Below are 18,167 nucleotides of genomic sequence, written 5' to 3' on the forward strand. Positions count from 1 at the left end.
TTAGGCTGAAGGGCGGGCGCTGTAGAGGCTCGGGTACATCGCCTTGAACGCGGCGAGCTTGGGCATGTCCCACCGCTTGATATAGGGATGCCGCGGGTTGCGGGTCAGGAAATCCTGGTGATAGGCGTCAGCGGACTGGAAGCCGGTGAACCGTTCCACCTTCGTCACGATCGGGTCGCGCCATAGGCCTGCCTTGCCCAATTGCGCGAGATAGGCGCGGGCCGCCTTGTCCTGGCCGGGCGTCAGCGGAAAGAGCGCGCTGCGATATTGGGTGCCGCGATCGGGGCCCTGATAGTTGAGCGTGGTGGGATCGGCGATGACCGAGAAGAAAACGCGCAGCAAGGTGCCGTAGCTCACCTGGCGCGGATCATAGGTCACGCGGACGGCTTCGGCGAACCCCGTGTCGCCCTGGCTGACGCGGTCATAATCGACCTTCAGTTTGGCAGGGCCACCGGCGAACCCGGACGTGACGAGGCGCACTCCCTTGATGTGGGAGAAGACGCCCTCGACGCCCCAGAAGCAGCCGCCAGCGAAGACAGCGGTTTCGAGCTTACGCGTCGCCGGAGCGTCTATCGCGGGCACGGGAGCAAGCACGGGACGCTCGGCGCGCAGGGGAGAGGCGACGGCGATGGCCGCCGAGAAGGCGAGGAGAAAGGCGTTAACGCGCCGCATGTTCGATCGCCTGCGGAGCGCTCTCGGGCGCGGCCATGGCGGGGGTGGTGAGCGCAGGAGGCTCGGCAACGTGAAAGGCGAACAGGCCAGCGGAGCCGATCGCGAAACCACCAAGGAATCGCAGGAAGAGGTCCGACTTCAGGAATGTCAGCATGGCTTTCTTCCTTTCTATCTTTGCCTGGGCGGAGTGGGATAGCAGCAGGCGCGTTAGCCTTTGGTGAACAAGGCCGACCAATCAGTTTCGAGTTGAAACGCGATATAGGCGGCCGGGTTCTGGCTGCAAGGGGCTGTTTCGGACGCAGGTCCGATTTTTTTCAACAAGAGCGGTCCCTCCCCATATTCGAATGGGGAGGGATGATCAGCTTACTTGAGTGCGGCGCAGGCTTCCTGGATGCGCTTGCATGCCTTGGCCAGCACCTCTTCCGACGTCGCATAGCTGATGCGGAAGGCGGGGGAGAGGCCGAAGGCGGCGCCGTGAACCGCAGCCACGCGGGCTTCGTCGAGGAAGTAGCCGATCAGCGTTTCGTCGCTGTCGATCAGTTGGCCCTTGGGCGTCGTCTTGCCGATCACGCCGCTGGCGTCGGGATAGACGTAGAAAGCGCCTTCGGGCGTCGGGCAGTCGAGGCCTGGCGCGTCGTTCAGCATCGACACGACCATGTCGCGGCGCTTCTTGAAGGCGGCGTTGCGCTCTTCCAGGAAGTCCTGATCGCCGGTCAGCGCGGCGACGGCGGCCGCCTGGCTGATCGAGCAGGGGTTCGACGTGGACTGTGACTGGAGCTTGCCCATAGCCTTGATGATCCATTCGGGACCACCGGCGAACCCGATGCGCCAGCCGGTCATCGAGAAGGCCTTGGAGCAGCCGTTGACCGTCAGGGTGCGCTCATAGAGGTCCGGGCAGACCTGCGCGATGGTCGCGAAAGGGGTCGGCGCGTACCAGACATGCTCATACATGTCGTCGGTCATGATCAGGACATGCGGGTGACGGCGCAGCACCTCGCCCAGCTCTTTGAGCTCGTTCGCCGAATAGGCCGCACCCGAAGGGTTGGACGGCGAGTTCAGGATCAGCCACTTGGTGCGCGGGGTGATCGCGGCGTCGAGCTGCGCGGCGGTGATCTTGTAGCCCTGGCTCGCGGGGCCTTCGACGAAGACCGGGGTGCCGCCCGCGAAGTTCACGATGTCGGGATAGCTGACCCAATAGGGCGCGGGGATGATGACTTCATCACCCACGTCCACGGTCGCGACCAGCGCGTTGAACAGAGTGTGCTTGCCGCCCGAATTCACGCTGATCTGGCTGCGCTTATAGTCCAGGCCGTTGTCGCGCTTGAACTTGAAGGCGACGGCGTCCTTGAGGTCGGCGGTGCCGTCGACGTCGGTATAGCGGGTCAGGTTCTTGCGGATCGCGGCGATGCCCGCTTCCTTGACGAAGTCGGGCGTGTCGAAATCGGGTTCGCCCGCCGAGAGACCAATGACATCGACGCCATCGGCTTTAAGGGCATTCACGCGCGCGCTCATCGCCAGGGTGGCGGAGGGCTGGATGCGACCGAGGGCAGCGGAAGTCTGGCTCATCGTGACACTCTTTCTGATGGATAGTGAATCCGCCCGGGCGGACGCGAGGCTCCTTAGTGCGCTATCACGCGGTGGGCAACCGCCAGTTGGGATGGGGTGGCTTCATCCTCTTCGTCATACCAGCGAAAGCTGGAATCTGGCGAGGGGCCGTAAACCTAACCTGAGATCCCAGCTTTCGCTGAGATGACGGCGTTATTTGACCAGCGACGCGGCGACCATGCCTCTGGCGGCGTTGCCGATGAAGAAGCCGTGGGCAAGGTCGCTGGGGCGCAGGTCGTGTTCGATCGCTTCGCCCATTTCGATGAGGCTACGGCGCAGGACGCCGGGGAGCAGTCCGCGCGAAAGCGGCGGCGTCACCAGCTTGTCGCCCCGTTCGACGAAGATCGAGGAGAAGCAGCCTTCGGTAAGGAAGCCATCCTCGTCCGTCATCAGCACTTCATAGGTGCCCCCCCGCTTCAGCGCATCGCGGTAGACGCTGCGATCCGTCGTCTTGTGGATCAGGCGCAGGTCGTTGGAGGAGCTCTGGCGGGGAACGATAGCCACATGCATGATGGCCTGTGGCCAAGTGCGATGTTCGCGCACCTCTATCGCGATCGAGCCGCGCCGCGAGACAAGGAGGCGAAGGCGGCTGCGTTCGCGCAGGCGAAAGGTCGCGGCCTGCAATTCGTTGCGGACTTCATGGCGGTCGAAGCTGAAATCAAGCGCCTCAGCGCTTTCCTTCAATCGTTCCAAGTGCAACTCCAGCAGCCTGATGCCCTCGACGGGATCGAAAGCCATGGTTTCGAGCAGATCAAACCGTCCGTCAGCCAATGACATCGAAACTATTCAAGCCCCCTATTGTGCTGCGGTCGTGAGGAAGCGCCCCTTGGCCAGACATTCCGCCCACTCGGATACCGCATCCGAGTCCGCGACGATGCCCGAACCCAATCCCAGGCGCCCTTCCCTGCTGCCTTCTTCAACCCAAATCGTGCGAATGGCAACATTGAAGGCGGCATCTCCATTGGGATCGATCCAGCCCATGGTGCCTGTGTAGATGTCGCGGGGATAGGCCTCCACCGCGTCAATGATCTCCATCGCCCGCACCTTGGGCGCCCCGGTGATCGACCCGCACGGGAAGAGGACGCGCAATATGTCGATCGGTGACAGGCCGGGCAGCATCCGGGCGCGGATGGTCGAGACCATCTGGTGGACGGTCGGATAGGTTTCGACATGAAAGAGGTCGGGCACCGTCACCGTGCCCGCGCGCGACACGCGGGACAGATCATTGCGTAGCAAGTCGACGATCATGAGATTTTCGGCGCGCTGCTTGGCATCCTGCTCCAATTCGCGCGCCAGCGCCGCGTCGGCCAACGGATCGACCGCGCGGCGGGCGGTGCCCTTCATGGGCCGCGCGGTCAGCTGCCCGCGCACATTGGTGAAGAAGAGTTCGGGCGAAAAGGAGAGGATATTATGCGCGCCGGTGCGGATGATACCGCCATAGCCGGCGCGCTGGCGCGGGCGGATAGCAGCGTAAAGCGCCATGATGTCGCCGGTGAAGCGGGTGGAGCAAGGGAAAGTCAGATTGGCCTGATAGATGTCGCCTGCGCGGATATAATCCTGAACCCGGGCGAAGGCAGCGTGGTAGGTCTTCTCGTCCAGCAGGGGACGGGGCGCTTCGACCGTGGCGGTGGCAGGATCGGGAAGCAGGTGCGGCATCAGTGCCGGGTCGATCAAGCGGTGACCTTCGAACAGGCCGAACCAGAGCAGCGGCATGCCCGGTTTGCGATCCCCTTGCCCAGCAGCCAGGGCAAGCAGCCGGTCCTCCAAGACAAGGCCGGCCTCATAGCTCATATAGCCTGCCGCGTGCATGCCCAGTTCCGCCGCTTCTGCAAGGCGATCAAGCGCAGGCTGCACTTCCTCTAGGCTGTTCGCGCAAATGACTTCCACAGGGTCGCGATAGAGGCGCGCAGGCGCGGGATTGCGCTCTCGCGCATCGTCGAACAGGACAAAGGCTTCGGAAGAACCCGGCAATCGCATCCGCGCCGTCTTAACAGCCTTTTGGCCGGGAGGAAGGGTGGCGGATGTTTAAAGCCTTGTTGCGTGGACCGGCCGTCAGCCATAGGGACGGTGCATGAGCGATCATCCTTCTACCGATGTGGCGGCGAGGCCGCTCAGATCCGCAGTGCTGTCGGGGCTGAAGGGGCGCTGTCCTGCCTGTGGCGTAGGCGCGATGTTCGCGCGGTTCCTGAAGCCGAGTGCGGCGTGCAGTGCGTGCGGGCAGCCGTGGAATGTGTCGCAGGCCGATGACTTTCCGGCCTATATCGTGATCCTGCTGCTGGGGCACATATTGGTGCCATTGATGATTGAGGTGAATAGCGCGCTCGCCATTCCGCTGGGAATGCAGGCGCTGCTGTGGCCGGGGCTGGCGATGGTGCTGGCAGGAGTAATGATCCAACCGGTCAAGGGAGCGGTGATCGCGTTTCAATGGGCGCGGCGGATGGATGGGTTTGCTGGTTAAATCAGCGCCCGCCGGGTTCCGGGCTGGTTTGTTCACGCGGAGATGCGGGATTCCTGTGTTGGAGCAGGACCCATCCGGGCCTCCACTCTTCACCATCTCGCCTATTTATGTGGAAATCCCAGTCCCGTTCGGGCTGAGCTTGTCGAAGCCCTTTTCTTCTAAGAGGAAGAGAGCCCTTCGACAGGCTCAGGGCGAACGGTGGGAACGCGCGGCCTGGCATCACGAGACCCCAGCCTGCGCTGGGGTGACGGCTATCTGTTGAGGTCCGGTTGCGCTGAGTCGGCGAGAATCCGATCAGTCGGGCTTGCGCAGGAAGTTGCGTTCCATGGCTTCGCGCAGGCTGGCGTCGATGATGCGGCGGCCTTCGGAGCCATGGGTGACGACGGTGGTGTCGCAGGTGGCGACGCAGACGCCCTTCTGGAATGCGGCGGAGCTGACGGTCCAGCTGGTGCGGCCGATATGGCCGATGCCGCAATGGACTTCGAACGGATAAGGGAAGTGCGATTCTTCGACGAAGTTCAGCGACACGGCGGCGACCAGCCAGCGGACGCCCTGCTCCTGCGGATGGCGGCCGAGATGATGGTGGAAGCGGATGCGGGCGGTTTCGAAGATACCCGAGATAGCCACATTGTTGATGTGGCCCATCGTGTCGATATCCTGGAAGCGCGTGTCCATGCTGGTGATGAAGCTGTATGCTTCCGGGCTCAGCCGCCAGGATTCGGGTTTTGCCATGTCCTGCTTTCCGATGGTTGTCCTTTAAGGCTCTTAAGCTTCATGGGCGCGGATTCAATCGCCTGGACAAAATTGGCGTCACTGCGACCTTTTTGACACAGCCGATGTTTGTGGCGGCGCAACAGAGGCTCGCGCGGCCCAGCGATGGACTTTTGCCCCCCATTTCTGCCAAAGCCGGTGAATGATCGACCAGCCGCAGAATGTTCGTATCGAAGATGGCGTTTTCCTGGGCTTCGTGCTGCTGGTGTCGGTGGCGTTCGCCCTGGTGATCGAACCATTTTTCGCGGCGATCCTGTGGGGCGTGATCGCGGCCATATTGTTCGCGCCGATCAACCAGAACCTGTTGCGGCAGATGCCGGGTCGCCCGAACAGCGCCGCCAGTCTTACCCTGTTGCTGATCGTCGCGGTCGTCATCCTGCCGGCGATCGTCCTTGGCGTGGCGCTGGTGCAGGAAGCAACGCTCTTCTACGCCAAGGTGCAGTCCGGGCAGATCAACATTCCCGCGATGTTCAATGCGTTTCAGGCCAGCCTGCCCGACTGGGCATCGGCACTGCTGGAGCGGGTCGGCATCACCAATTTCGCGACCGTGCGAACCATGTTGGGCGAAGGAATCGCCAACAGCTTTCAGTCCGTCGCGGCTCAGGTCTTCCAGATCGGGCAGAGTGCGTTCAGCTTTTTCGTGGCCTTGAGCGTCTCGCTTTACCTCACCTTCTTCCTGTTGCGTGACGGGTCCGCGCTGGCGGCGCGGCTCGATCGGGCGGCACCGCTGCGCACCACGCACAGGCGGGCGTTGATGGAGCAATTCGTGATCGTCATTCGCGCGACGATCAAGGGCAGCGTCGTCGTGGCCATCGTCCAGGGCATGATCGGCGGTATCGTGTTCTGGATGCTGGGCATACAGGGGCCGCTGCTGTGGGGCGTGCTGATGGGCTGTTTCTCGCTGATCCCGGCGGTGGGCACGGGGCTCGTCTGGGTGCCGGTCGCGCTATACCTGCTGGCGACCGGCGCCGTGGCGAAGGCAATCATCCTCGTCGCCTGCGGCCTGTTCGTCATCGGCCTGGTTGATAATCTGTTGCGGCCGATATTGGTCGGGCGGGATACGCGCATCCCGGACTATGTGGTGCTGATCACCACCTTGGGCGGCATCGACATGTTCGGATTCAACGGCATCGTGATCGGTCCGGTGATCGCGGCGCTGTTCATCGCGACATGGAACATCGTCACGCGGATGCGGACCGGGAACGGCCTTGAAGGACCACTGACGCAGGAAGAGGCGCGGCCCGTCACGCCCGAGTTCTGAAAGGACCGCGCTGTTTCCCGTCAGGGTGCTCCGGCAGCGGTGCCGAACTTCTTGTCGAGAGCGGTGACCTGCTCGCGATGATGCTCGATCAGTTTGACGGTCGATTGGGCCAGTTTTTTGAGCGCGGGATAGTCGCCGCGGTTGGCGTAGCTGCTCTGCAGGTTGAACGCTTCCTGATGCGCGGCGGATTGCTGGCCCACATATTGGGCATCGAACTCGGCGTCGCTTGCGCCCTTCAGGTTCGACAGCATCGCCTGGCGGCGCGCATCCATATGGGCAGGTATCGCGATATTGACCGGATTATCGGCGACGAACTGCTTGAGCGCGGCGCTCGTCTTCTTGTGATCGTCGATCATCATCCTGGCGAAGGCCTTCACCTCCGGCGCCTTCGCGCGAACGAGGGCCATTTCGCTGGCCTCGATCTCATACATGTCGCTGATCGCGGCTTGTGGGATGTAGAAGGTGGTGGTCACCGCGTCATTGGGGCTGGAGACCCCTTCGGGCTTAGGCCCCTCATACTGTTTGGCGACGGTGGCGGAGCCATTGGCGACTTGGGTGTCTCCGGCGACGCCGCTCGTCTGGTCGCAGGCGGCAAGGAGGAGAAGGGCCGCGCTCCCCAGCAACAGCGATGCGGGGCGGATCATGGCTGCGTCCCCTGCCCGCCCGTGCCCGGCGCGCCGATGCCCGGCATAGTGTTCGAAGCGCCGCTATCGTTCGCCGCGTTGATCGCGTCCTGCTGGTCCGTGCCGCCGGGTACGCGGCCGCTCTCATTCTGGGCGGCGGGGCTGCATGCGGACAGGAAAAGCCCGGCGCATATAGTCAGGGAAAAGGGCAAATGATCGTGACGAAACGACATGCTGCTCTCCAGAAAATAGGGAACAGCAAGAACGTCGACCCGGCATGACAGGTCGCAGGGGCAGCGCCAACCTACATTAGCGCGCCGCTGCTTTTGGCTCCCGCGCCACCTTCAAGAGGTGACATTGTCGGCAATGTCTTCGGCCAGGCGGTCGAGTTCCGCCGGCTGCCTTTTCTGGGCAACAAGGGCATAGGCCAGTTCCCCCTCCTGCCAATAGGCGACCGTCTTGCCGTCGCGGGTCAGCACCGCCGGTTTGGCGGGCGCGACATCATCGTCTCGGACGGCGAAGAGAGAGACGGGACGGCTGGCCTTGTCGCTGATCGTCATCTGGAGGCTGGGGCCGCTGTCGGAGGGAAAAAGCTGCACATCGGTGACGCGCCATCCATGAGGCAGCACGGGCAACGCGATCCGAGCGGATGATCCCACTTCACCGACGTTGAACACCGTCGGCGGTGAACGGCGCAGGGCCGCCCGCATTTCCGCGACTTCATGGGACTGCAAAGCTTCCTGTATGAAATATTCTTCCGCCTCGACCCGCTCGACCGGCAAGCCCTTTCCAACGAAAAACCAGCCGCCACCAATGACCAGCATGATAGCGGCAGCGCGCGCCAGTCGGCTTGCGCTAAATCGGCGTTTGGGCGCGGCAACGGGCTGGCGCGATGATGGCGGCGTCACAGAAGCTCCGGGCTTCGATGCAACCGCGTTCGGGCGACGGAATACCGCATCGAAATGCCCGCCCCCGTCGCCGGGGTTGATGCGGGTAAAGCCGTGACGCTCGAGCAGGCCGAAGACATCGCTTGCTTCATTGCCGTAGCGGCCGAGGTTGTGATCGTCGACCTCGACGATCGCGCCGCAGGTTTGCGGCAGGGCCAGGATCGGCTGCAATCCCTGCAGCACGGCATATTCAAATCCCTCCACATCGATCTTCACGGTGATGGATCGATCGCCGATCAGCTTCATCAGCCCCGGAAAGTCGCTGATTGCCAATGTCATGACCCGTTCGGCCGCTTCGACCGGCTCATGCGCGATGGAGAAACGGCCGGAATGGCCAACGGCGCTATTGTCGAGCAGGTCAGGGCGGGTGAGATCGGCCAGAGCCATGTTGAGCGGCAGCACATTGCCAAAGGCGTTCAGCCCGATGTTCCGCACCAATTTGGCAAAGGTGGAAAAACAGGGTTCGAAGGCGACGACGAGCCCGTCCGGACCCACGCGCTTGGCCGCCAGCAGGGTGAAGATACCGCAATTGGCCCCCACGTCGATGAAGCAGTCGCCCGGTCGAAGACGTTCCACCTCATTGGACACACGCACGCCGTAGCGTCCGGTCACGCCGAGCAGATGGGTGCGATCCCGCCCATCGAAGGCCAGGCAAACATCGCCGTAGCTCGACCGGACCGGAGTGCCGTTCAGCAGCTCAGCAAAAAACGACAAAAGCCGCCACTTCCCCCGGAAGTGTGGCAGCCGATGAACATAGAGGTTCAACAGCCAAGGGCGGCCCACCCTGAAACCCGGCATCAGCGCACCTCATTTCAACTTCGGTTACACGTTACGGCAAGGTCATTCTCCAGCAGCACACTTTTCCGGACTATTCCGTCCGTCATATCCTGCACGGCCTGCCTCATCTCGCGGCCATGGCATGCGGGCCCTTCGACGGCTGCCGCCCAGCCATCCAATGGCGCAAGTCCATTTGAAGAATGTCCTGCAGGAGCAGGATATCGTCCCGGTAAAAGTCCCGGAGCATCTGCTGCAGTTCGTCGGTCAAGGGCGGGTAGCGCACGGGCGCTGCCAGCGACGCGCGCAGTTTTGCCAAATGACGGTTGGCCCGAAGCGGATCGAGCATCGGGCGCATCGGCTGCAAGACACGGCGCAGTGGCAGCGGCAACATGGGGCTGGCGCTGTCATTCTTCCGGCTGGCAACCTCTTCGGGTGCGATATGCACCGGCACGCCGATGTGGGTGCACACGTCGGCTATGACCTGCTCCGGCATCTCCCGCACCGATTCGTAGAGGATCACCTGAATCTGATCGCGCTGGTAATGTTGCAGGAAGCGGCGCAGATGCGCGCCGTAAAGGCCGCCCGACAAAAAGCGGGATTGTTCGGGATTGGCGCCCTTCAGATATTTCGCCGGATCGCCACTGACCCAGCCACGGCGGAACAACATGCAATAGTCGGAGTAAGCCCGCTGCACGGGGTCGCGCAGCTGAACGATCAGCCGTGCGCTGGGGATCATGGCAGCCATGCGCTCCGCCGCTAATGGATGTGCCAGATAATCCGCCGACTTTTCCCCGATGATCCGGTCCGCCGGAGCAGCGTCGAAGAGCGAGGCATACCATGCCGGGCCACGATCATATTCCGAACTGAAATAATGCGGTTCCGCCCCGGGGAGCCATAATTGGGGGTGATTGCGGAGCTGATGGGCGATCCATGTGGTTGCACCCTTCATGGCGCCGATCACGACGAAGCTTGGCTGTCGATCAGTCATGACCTTGAGATAGGCGGGTTGCAGGCGCGAGGCAGTAGAGCATCGGTACGATCCGAATAGGGTTAGCGTCCCCTATCCCTTTGGGCAGAAATCGGCTCCCGATCCCTTTTTCTCACCCGAAAGGATGGGTGGAGCCGGGCCAGCTGGCCTCAAGTATAGGTGGCGAAATGGTGCGGCGCATTCTGGCAGCTTTATCCTATGGTTAGGCCTGCCGTCGCCGCCTGGAGCGCGGCCGTTCGGGAGCTAATGCGGGACCGCATGAAAATCATCGTTATCGCCAGCCTCGCCTATTCGCTGATCAACTTCCGTGGACGGCTGATCGCCGCGATGATCGGGAACGGACATGAGGTCGTCGTCTGCGCACCGGGCCGCGATCCTGAAATAGAGGAAAAGCTGGCGGCAATGGGCGCAACCTATCTGCCCATGCCGATGGCGCGCGCGGGCATGAACCCGTTCGCCGATCTGGGTACGTTGACATGGCTGATCCGCTGCTTCCGGGACAACCGGCCGGACGCGGTGCTTGCCTATACCCAAAAGCCGATCATCTATGGCGGCATCGCGAGCCGGTTTTTCCCGTCGATCCGCTTCTACGCCATGGTGAGCGGCCTTGGCCATGTCTTCAGCGATGGCGAATCGCGCCTGCTGCCCTATGTGCGCCGCATCGTTTCGATCCTCTACCGGCAGGCCCTGGCCAAGTCGAAAGCGGTGTTCGTCTTCAACAGCGACGACCGCGGCGAGATGATGCGGCACAAGATACTGCGCGGGACGAACCGGGTGATCCAGGTGCCAGGGTCGGGCGTCGATCTTTCGCATTATGCACAGGCTCCCGTGCCGCCGGGGCCGCCCGTCTTCCTGATGATCGCCCGGCTGCTGCGGAACAAGGGTCTGATCGAATATGTCGAGGCGGCCAGGATCGTGCGGGCGCGCTTCCCGGATGCGCGGCTGCAATTGCTGGGGCCGCTCGATGAAAATCCGGCCGCTGTTTCGCGGGAAACGGTCGCGCAATGGCAGAACGAAGGCGTCATAGAATATCTGGGCGAAACGCGCGACGTCCGCCCCTATCTGGAGCAAGCCAGCATCTTCGTGCTGCCGAGCTGGTATCGGGAGGGCTTGCCGCGCACGATATTGGAAGCGATGGCGGTGGGGCGCGGCGTAATCACGACCGACATGCCAGGATGCCGGGAGCCGATCAGGCAGCGGCTGAACGGCTTCACCGTCGCACCGCGCGATGCAGGCGCCCTCGCCGATGCAATGATGCGGATATGCGCCCAGCCCGATCTGGCAGGCAGACTGGGCTCGGCCGCGCGCGAGACGGTCGAAGAGCGTTATTCGGTCGAGATGGTGAATGCACTGCTGCTTTCGACAATGGAGATGAACAAGCCCCCTGCCGAGCAGCCCCGTAGGGCGAGGGCCAGCGCGCCGATGCTCGCCGGGGAATCCTGATGGCCGTCAGGCGCCTGATCGACATGCTGGTGGCGGCCGCCGCCCTGCCGCTGGCACTGCCCGTCATGGCTGTCATCGCCACCGCCATAAAGCTGACCGATGGCGATCCTGTGCTGTTCCGGCAGGTCCGCGTCACGAAGGGAAGACGGCGGTTCGAACTCATCAAGTTCCGGACGATGACCGACGCGCGCGATGCGCGAGGGCATTTGCTGCCCGACAGGATGCGGACCACGCGGCTTGGCCGCTTTCTCCGCCGTTCGCGCATGGACGAATTGCCGCAGCTTTGGAATATCCTGACCGGCGCCATGAGCCTGATCGGGCCCCGCCCCTTGCTGCCCGCGACCATAGAGGAAGCCGGAGAAGCTGGGCGGCGACGGTGCGAAGTCACCCCTGGCCTCACGGGTTGGGCGCAGGTCAACGGCAACGCCTTGCTCGGCGAGCAGGACAAGTTCGCGCTGGACCTCTGGTATATCGCGAACCGCTCTTTGCGGCTCGACGTCATGATCCTCATTCGCACAGCCGGCGTGGCCATATGCGGCGAACGCTTCAACCCGTCATCGATCAGGAGGGCGCATGAAGGCCATAGTCGTCGGCGCGGTTGAAAGTACGCGGATCGCGGTGACTTGCCTGGGCGCATCCCGGCAATGGGATCTGGCAGCGGTCTTCACGCTGCCATCGGATCTGTCCCACCGTCATTCGGATTTCGTCGATCTTACGGGAGAGGCAGAAAAGGCGGGCGCGCGCATGGTGCGCACCGCCAATATCAATTCCGACGCCGCGTTGCAGGCGATCCGCGATCTTGCGCCCGATTACATCTTCGTCATCGGTTGGTCGCAGATTTGCGGCGAAGAATTCCGGGCCACCGCGAAAAGAGGCGTGGTCGGCTATCACCCCGCGCCGCTGCCGCGTCTTCGGGGACGGGCCGTCATCCCTTGGACGATCCTGCTGGATGAACCGATTTCCGCCTCGTCGTTGTTCCTGATCGACGCGGGCGTCGATAGCGGGCCGCTGCTTGGCCAGCGCTATTTCCATCTGGCGCCCGACGAGACCGCGGCCACGCTCTACGCCAAGCATATGGCCGCGCTGGAGGCGATGCTGCCGCCCGTGCTGGAGGATATTGCAAGCGGATCGCCGACGCTCACGATCCAGGATGAACGATGCGCCACTTATGCCGCGCGCAGGCGGCCCGAAGATGCGCTGATCGACTGGTCAGCGCCGGGATCGGCCATCTGGCGTAGCGTCAGGGCCTGCGGTCATCCCTATCCGGGCGCATGGACGAGCTATGCGGCCGAGAAGATCGTTATCGAAGAGGCGGCGCTGGTGCCGCTGCGCCATCATGCCGCCGCCATGCCGGGGCAGATCGTGGAGCGACTGGACACTGGCTTCATCGTGCGCTGCGGGGATGATCAGGGATTGCATGTGCTGCGCTGGCAGACCGCGCGGGAAGCGCCCCTGCCCAACCACGCCATATTGGGGCGGGCAAAGGCGGCATGACGATGATCGAGACCATTCAGCGCGCGATGGTGATCGCCCCTCATCCCGACGACGAAGTGCTCGGCTGCGGCGGCACGATCGCGCGGCTTGCCGCGATGGGCCGCCATGTCGAGGTGGTCGTCGCCACACGGGGCAAGCCGCCGCGCTTCGATGCGGCGCAGGTGGAGCGGGTGCAGGCCGAGGCCAAGAGGGCCCATGCGGTGCTGGGCGTCGCGCGGACGCACATGCTGGATTTCGAAGCGGCGGCGCTGGATCGCGTTCCCCGCGCGGCGTTGAACGAGGGCATCGCCGCCCTCGTGGCGGAAAGCCGCCCCGACACGCTGTTCGTCCCCTTCCCCGCCGATCTGCATTTTGACCACGGCCTGATATTTGAAGCGGCGATGGTCGCGGCGCGTCCGGTGGGAACGCATTATCCCGCGCGCATCCTGGCTTATGAAACGGTATCGGAAACCAATTGGGCGGCGCCCTATCTGACGCCTGCCTTTCAGCCGCATGTCTTTGTCGACATCAGCGAGCATCTCGAGCGGAAGATCGAAGCCTTCGGCTGCTTTGAGTCGCAGGTCCGTGCTTTTCCCAATGAACGATCCTTCGAAACCCTGCGCGCATTGGCGCAGGTGCGGGGCAGTTGCGTCAGCCGACGGGCCGCCGAAGCCTTTGTCCTGATAAGAGAGGTAGCCTGACATGGACGCACCCGCGACTCGCCATGGAGGAGCATCGGCAAGCTTGGGCACGGATTGGGAAGGAGCAGAACGCAGCGGCCGGTCGCTGCGCATGATGCTGAGCTCCGCCGGGCGGCGGGTCGGGCTGATGCGGAGCTTTCGCGAAGCGGGGGCAGCGCTCGGCATAGACCTCATGATGTTCGCTTCGGACCTGAAGCCGGATTGGAGCCCTGCCTGCGTCGAGGCCGACAGAAGCTTTGCCGCGCCGCCTGCGGAGAGCGAAGGGTTCATCCCGGCGATGCTGGATATATGCAGACGTGAGCAGATCGAGCTGATCGTGCCGACGATCGATACCGAGTTGATCGCTTATGCGCACGCACGCGACCAGTTCGCCGCGATCAACTGCCATGTCGCGGTCTCCGACGCGGCGGTGGTGGAGATGGCGCGGGACAAGCTGGCGACGGCGCAGTTCCTGACGGGTGCAGGCTTGCCATCCCCCGCGACGATCGCGGCTGAGGATTATCTGGCGGGCTCGGCGGACTTGCCGCTGCCGCTGCTCGCCAAGCCGCGGCATGGCAGTTCGAGCCGGGGCATCGGCATGGTCTATGATCGCGAGGAAGTGGCCGCGCTGGACGACAGCGAGCCCTATATCCTGCAGCAATTTCTCGACGGGCGGGAGTTCACCGTCAGCCTCTACTTCGATGGGGAGGGACGGATGCAGTGCGCGGTTCCGCATGAGCGACTGCGGGTGCGGGCTGGCGAGGTTGAGAAGGGCGTGACCGTCCGCAACGCCATCATCGGAGAGCTTGCATGGCGATCGGGCGCAGCGCTTCAGGGCGCGCGGGGGGCGCTGTGCTTCCAGCTCAGGATGGATGCGGCCGGGTGTGCCTCGATATTCGAGATCAACGCACGCTTTGGCGGCGGCTATCCGCTGGCGCACCGGGCAGGCGCGCGCTTCGCGCAGTGGTTGCTTGAGGAACGGCTGGGACTGCCACTCACGGCCCATGATGGCTGGCAGGACAACGTCATGATGTTGCGTTTCGATGATGCCGTTTTCGTCTGAAGCCACTCGGTTCGATCGCGTCATCGTCTTCGATCTGGATGACACCCTCTATCTGGAGCGCGACTATGTGCTGAGCGGGCTCGGGGCCGTGGGCCGATGGGCCCGCAATGCGCTGGGGATCGACGGCCTTGGCGAGATGATGCGGGCCCGGTTCGAAGCGGGATTCCGCACCCATATCTTCGACGAAAGCTTGAAGGAGATGGGGCTGACGCCCTCGCCCACCCTGATCGCGCGCATGCTGGGAACATACCGCCAGCACCGGCCGGATATCCGCCTGGCACCGGATGCAGACCATTTCCTTGCCGCCCGGGACGAGAGGACAGGCTTTGCGGTGATCACGGACGGCTTTCTCGACGCGCAGCGGCGCAAGATCAGGGCTCTCGGCCTTTATGGGCGCGGCATCCATCTGGGCATCTGCACCGACCGATGGGGACGAGAGTGCTGGAAGCCGAACCCGCGCGCCTTTGAACATGTCGAACAATTGTTCGGATGTTCCGGGGCTTCGCTGACCTATGTCGCGGATAACCCGTCCAAGGATTTCACCGCGCCGCGAGAGCGCGGATGGCGGACGGTGCAGATTGCCCGGCCGGAACGCATCCATCACTTCGCCTCGCATGAGGGCGTGAAAGCCGACCGGTTCATCGAGACGCTGGAAGAGCTCTAACGCTCTACGCTCTTCTCGCTCGCGTCCGCCCATCGAGCCGCGCTGATCGCGCGACGCAGATAAAAGGCCAGGCCCCCGAGCCAGATCACGCCGAACAGCAGATGCGCGATATTCGCCCCCATTGCTCCGATCAGCGGGACCAGCGGAAATACGGCACAGTAGAAGGCGAGCGTACACGCCATGGTCGTTTTCAGAAGTGCGCGCTGGTCGCCCAGCGCCAGCAGCCCTGCACGGCTTGCCGACCCGCTCATGGTAAGCGTCACCGCCAGGATCTGGACGGTAAGCAATGGCACGGCCCCGGCGAAGTGAGGCCCGACAGCGATCCGCATCAACGGTCCGCCGACCAGCAACATGCCTATGAAACAGCAGACGCCAAAGGCGGCGAGCAGCATTTCGGTCTGAAGCAGCACCCGAACGAAGGCATGACGCTTGCCCGCCGCGACGAGGCGGCTGAGGTCGGGATAGACGACGGCCTGCACTTGCGCACCGACCTGCATGACGACGCGGCTGATGCGCTTGGCAATGTGGAAGAGGCCTGCGCTGGCTGGATCGGCGAGCCATCCGACGATCAGCGTGTCTACTGCCTGAGCACTCGACCAGAGGGTGAGCGAGATGTTGGAACCGAGCGCAAAGCGCCAGATGTCGGGAAAACGGCTGTTGATACCCTTGGTGCTTGCCTTCAGCAGCTGCCGGAACCCAGGCTTGGGTAACAGGCGCATCGCCCAGGCGAAATTGAGCAGCGATCCCAATATCTGGGTGATCGTCCATATGATGATGATATGAACCATGCCCGCACCGGCCAGATAGGCCCCCGCCACGCAGAGGAGGCGGATGAGGGCATTCACAACCTGGATGTGGGCGACGGCCCGATATTGGCCCGCCAGCCTGAAGATCGCAGTAGACACGCCATTGAAGTTGAACAGCAGCGACGTGACGAACAGCAGTGTATAGCCGACATGCTCGAGCGAAATGCCGAACAGGAAATGTCCGGCGATCGTCAATGCGCTCGCGATGGCCCAGGCCGCCACGCTGCCGCCGATATCGAGGAGCCATCCGAATTTGAGCAACGCGAAATAGGAGGCTTCGTCCCTCTGAAGATCAATCGTCGCGCCGCTGCGGATCAGCGGTTGCCAAGATTGAAAGCTCAACAGCCGTTCGCACGCCTGCCCGAGCGTCAGGATCATGGCGAAGACGCCATAGGGGGCTGGCGTCAAAAGCCGGGCGACCAAAGCGATGGACAGAAGCGTCAGCGCCAGCGTCGCCGCCGTTCCGGTGAGAAGATGGAAAACAGCCCTTACGCGCCGATGAGCCAGGACATCGCGCAGGGATACCGAGGACAGGTTCATTCTTAATCGAACTCCGCCGGCATTCATCGGCAGCCCACCTTAGATCGTGTTTTCACGGCCTTAGCATGGGGCTGAAGCACGCAAGACGCAGCTTCTCTGTCGTCTTAATCCTAAATAGCCTGTGCTGGAAAAGAAGGAACGGGATGGCGCTGCCCCGCAGGCGGCGCCATCCCGTTCAACAAGAAGAGACTGTCGACCAGCCTTAGACGAGAAGAAAATCCGCAGCCGTGAAGTTGGCGGCGCTCAGCGATGCCGTAGGATCGGCGATGTCGATGCTGAACTTTGCCCCTGTCGATGTAACGACATCCAGGAAGACGTTACCCCCCGCCCCGTCGCGCGCGAAGACAGTTCCGAGCCCGCCGCCTGCCGCATATTTCGTGACGCCAAGCTTTTCGAGCACGATACGGTCGATGCCGTCCTGAAAATCCTCGACACGGTCACCGCCGCCCAACGCTCCTGCGCCCTTGAAGACGAACCAGTCATTGCCAGCGCCACCCCAGAGCCTGTCCGCGCCCGCGTCGCCGATCAGCTTGTCGAACCCGGCATCGCCATGCAGCTGGTCGGCGCCGTCGCCGCCCATCATCATATCGTCGCCATCGCCGCCATACATGATGTCGTCGCCAGCCTCCCCGCTCATGGAATCCGCATCTCTGCCACCGTCGAGGAAATCGTTGCCAGCGCCCGCTTCCAGACTGTCGCGACCATCACCACCGTAAAGCTGGTCGATGCCATTTTCGGAGTCGAGAATATCGTTGCCGATCCCGCCGGACAGATAGTTGTTGCCGTCGCCGCCATCGACCCTGTCATCGCCGTTCCCGCCATAGACATGGTCGTCGCCCGACTGGCCCTTCAGCTTGTCGTTGCCATCTTCCCCGTAGATCCAGTCATTGCCTGCTCCGCCGGAAACGGCCTGGGTCGTCATCAGGCCAGTGCCGGGATCGATCTCGTTCGCGAAGCCATCATCGCCGGCGCCCGCATAGATGATATCGTCGCCCGGCCCCGCGTCGATATAATCGCGGCCAGCACCGCTGTAGATGGTATCATTGCCGCCATCGCCCAGAATATGATCGTGGCCATCGGCGGTTTCGATCCGGTCGTTGCCGTCGCCGCCTTCAATCGTGTTCTTGCCGGAGCCGCCGTAGATACGGTCATTGCCCGCCCCGCCGTCGATCAAGTCGTCGCCATCCTCTCCCCAGATCTGGTCGTCGCCCAATCCCCCCTTGAGGAAGTCGAGACCCGCTTCACCGTGGATCACGTCGTTCCCGTCATTCCCCTCGATATAGTCGTCGCCCGATCCGCCCCACAATTGATCATGGCCCGCCCCGCCATACATGAAGTCGGCAAGGATCGTTCCCCTGATGAGGTCGTTGCCAATCGTACCGGTAAATTTCGCCAT

At 63.0% G+C, this 18,167-nt stretch carries 20 protein-coding genes; 8 read left to right on the top strand and 12 right to left on the bottom strand.

What is annotated here, in order from left to right:
* From msrA to pabB, 5 genes are all read right to left on the bottom strand, one after another.
* The gene (msrA, locus tag MU848_RS16330; RefSeq protein WP_247234215.1) at window positions 1-672 is read right to left on the bottom strand and encodes a peptide-methionine (S)-S-oxide reductase MsrA; all 672 of its coding nucleotides are present in this window, start codon (window positions 670-672) and stop codon (window positions 1-3) included.
* Window positions 659-826, bottom strand: a complete 168-nt coding sequence (locus MU848_RS16335; protein WP_176502162.1) for a hypothetical protein — start codon at window positions 824-826, stop codon at window positions 659-661. Before MU848_RS16335 ends, msrA begins: the two co-directional genes overlap by 14 nt.
* Window positions 827-1,035: 209 nt before the next feature.
* Window positions 1,036-2,238 carry a pyridoxal phosphate-dependent aminotransferase gene (locus MU848_RS16340; protein WP_097090796.1) on the bottom strand — a complete coding sequence of 401 codons (1,203 nt, stop codon included), beginning with the start codon at window positions 2,236-2,238 and terminating at the stop codon, window positions 1,036-1,038.
* A 192-nt stretch (window positions 2,239-2,430) separates the two neighbouring features.
* Window positions 2,431-3,054, bottom strand: coding sequence for an aminotransferase class IV (locus MU848_RS16345; RefSeq protein WP_201531047.1), 624 nt, complete (start codon window positions 3,052-3,054; stop codon window positions 2,431-2,433).
* 18 nt (window positions 3,055-3,072) lie between these two features.
* A complete protein-coding gene (gene pabB, locus MU848_RS16350) occupies window positions 3,073-4,254 on the bottom strand; it encodes an aminodeoxychorismate synthase component I (protein ID WP_201531045.1) in 1,182 nt (393 codons plus the stop codon).
* Window positions 4,255-4,348: 94 nt separating this feature from the next.
* On the opposite strand from pabB, the gene MU848_RS16355 reads away from it, so the two are divergent.
* Window positions 4,349-4,735 carry a DUF983 domain-containing protein gene (locus MU848_RS16355; protein ID WP_247234217.1) on the top strand — a complete coding sequence of 129 codons (387 nt, stop codon included), beginning with the start codon at window positions 4,349-4,351 and terminating at the stop codon, window positions 4,733-4,735.
* Between the two features lie 294 nt (window positions 4,736-5,029).
* Here MU848_RS16355 and MU848_RS16360 read toward each other — a convergent pair whose 3' ends face one another.
* The gene (locus MU848_RS16360; RefSeq protein WP_097090792.1) at window positions 5,030-5,467 is read right to left on the bottom strand and encodes an acyl-CoA thioesterase; all 438 of its coding nucleotides are present in this window, start codon (window positions 5,465-5,467) and stop codon (window positions 5,030-5,032) included.
* Between the two features lie 181 nt (window positions 5,468-5,648).
* On the opposite strand from MU848_RS16360, the gene MU848_RS16365 reads away from it, so the two are divergent.
* A complete protein-coding gene (locus tag MU848_RS16365) occupies window positions 5,649-6,767 on the top strand; it encodes an AI-2E family transporter (protein ID WP_097090791.1) in 1,119 nt (372 codons plus the stop codon).
* A 20-nt stretch (window positions 6,768-6,787) separates the two neighbouring features.
* Here the strand turns inward: MU848_RS16365 and MU848_RS16370 are convergent, their stop codons facing one another.
* From MU848_RS16370 to MU848_RS16385, 4 genes are all read right to left on the bottom strand, one after another.
* On the bottom strand, window positions 6,788-7,411 hold the full coding sequence (locus tag MU848_RS16370; RefSeq protein ID WP_247234219.1) for a DUF4142 domain-containing protein: 624 nt from the start codon (window positions 7,409-7,411) through the stop codon (window positions 6,788-6,790).
* Window positions 7,408-7,623: a hypothetical protein gene (locus MU848_RS16375; protein ID WP_247234221.1), complete on the bottom strand. Its 216-nt coding sequence runs from the start codon at window positions 7,621-7,623 to the stop codon at window positions 7,408-7,410. Before MU848_RS16375 ends, MU848_RS16370 begins: the two co-directional genes overlap by 4 nt.
* A 111-nt stretch (window positions 7,624-7,734) precedes the next feature.
* A complete protein-coding gene (locus tag MU848_RS16380) occupies window positions 7,735-9,051 on the bottom strand; it encodes an FkbM family methyltransferase (RefSeq protein ID WP_247234223.1) in 1,317 nt (438 codons plus the stop codon).
* A 187-nt stretch (window positions 9,052-9,238) separates the two neighbouring features.
* The gene (locus MU848_RS16385) at window positions 9,239-10,102 is read right to left on the bottom strand and encodes a sulfotransferase family protein (RefSeq protein ID WP_097090787.1); all 864 of its coding nucleotides are present in this window, start codon (window positions 10,100-10,102) and stop codon (window positions 9,239-9,241) included.
* A 258-nt stretch (window positions 10,103-10,360) separates the two neighbouring features.
* Between MU848_RS16385 and MU848_RS16390 the strand changes: the two genes are divergently transcribed.
* From MU848_RS16390 to MU848_RS16415, 6 genes are read left to right on the top strand one after another with little or no spacing between them, the layout of a single operon-like run.
* Window positions 10,361-11,545, top strand: a complete 1,185-nt coding sequence (locus MU848_RS16390; protein ID WP_247234225.1) for a glycosyltransferase family 4 protein — start codon at window positions 10,361-10,363, stop codon at window positions 11,543-11,545.
* Window positions 11,545-12,147 (top strand): sugar transferase, encoded by a 603-nt coding sequence (locus tag MU848_RS16395; protein ID WP_247234227.1) that lies wholly within the window; start codon window positions 11,545-11,547, stop codon window positions 12,145-12,147. Before MU848_RS16390 ends, MU848_RS16395 begins: the two co-directional genes overlap by 1 nt.
* A complete protein-coding gene (locus MU848_RS16400) occupies window positions 12,119-13,039 on the top strand; it encodes a methionyl-tRNA formyltransferase (RefSeq protein ID WP_247234229.1) in 921 nt (306 codons plus the stop codon). Before MU848_RS16395 ends, MU848_RS16400 begins: the two co-directional genes overlap by 29 nt.
* A 2-nt stretch (window positions 13,040-13,041) precedes the next feature.
* Window positions 13,042-13,719 carry a PIG-L deacetylase family protein gene (locus MU848_RS16405; RefSeq protein ID WP_247234231.1) on the top strand — a complete coding sequence of 226 codons (678 nt, stop codon included), beginning with the start codon at window positions 13,042-13,044 and terminating at the stop codon, window positions 13,717-13,719.
* Between the two features lies 1 nt (window position 13,720).
* The gene (locus tag MU848_RS16410) at window positions 13,721-14,761 is read left to right on the top strand and encodes an ATP-grasp domain-containing protein (RefSeq protein WP_247234233.1); all 1,041 of its coding nucleotides are present in this window, start codon (window positions 13,721-13,723) and stop codon (window positions 14,759-14,761) included.
* Window positions 14,745-15,425, top strand: coding sequence for an HAD family hydrolase (locus MU848_RS16415; RefSeq protein WP_247234235.1), 681 nt, complete (start codon window positions 14,745-14,747; stop codon window positions 15,423-15,425). Before MU848_RS16410 ends, MU848_RS16415 begins: the two co-directional genes overlap by 17 nt.
* Here the strand turns inward: MU848_RS16415 and MU848_RS16420 are convergent.
* Entirely contained in the window at window positions 15,422-16,771 is a 1,350-nt protein-coding gene (locus tag MU848_RS16420) for a lipopolysaccharide biosynthesis protein (protein ID WP_247234237.1), read from the bottom strand. The genes MU848_RS16415 and MU848_RS16420 overlap by 4 nt on opposite strands.
* A 202-nt stretch (window positions 16,772-16,973) precedes the next feature.
* The gene (locus MU848_RS16425) at window positions 16,974-18,167 is read right to left on the bottom strand and encodes a calcium-binding protein (RefSeq protein WP_201515191.1); all 1,194 of its coding nucleotides are present in this window, start codon (window positions 18,165-18,167) and stop codon (window positions 16,974-16,976) included.

This window comes from Sphingobium agri, from assembly GCF_023051225.1.
Taxonomy (GTDB): Bacteria; Pseudomonadota; Alphaproteobacteria; order Sphingomonadales; family Sphingomonadaceae; genus Sphingobium; species Sphingobium agri.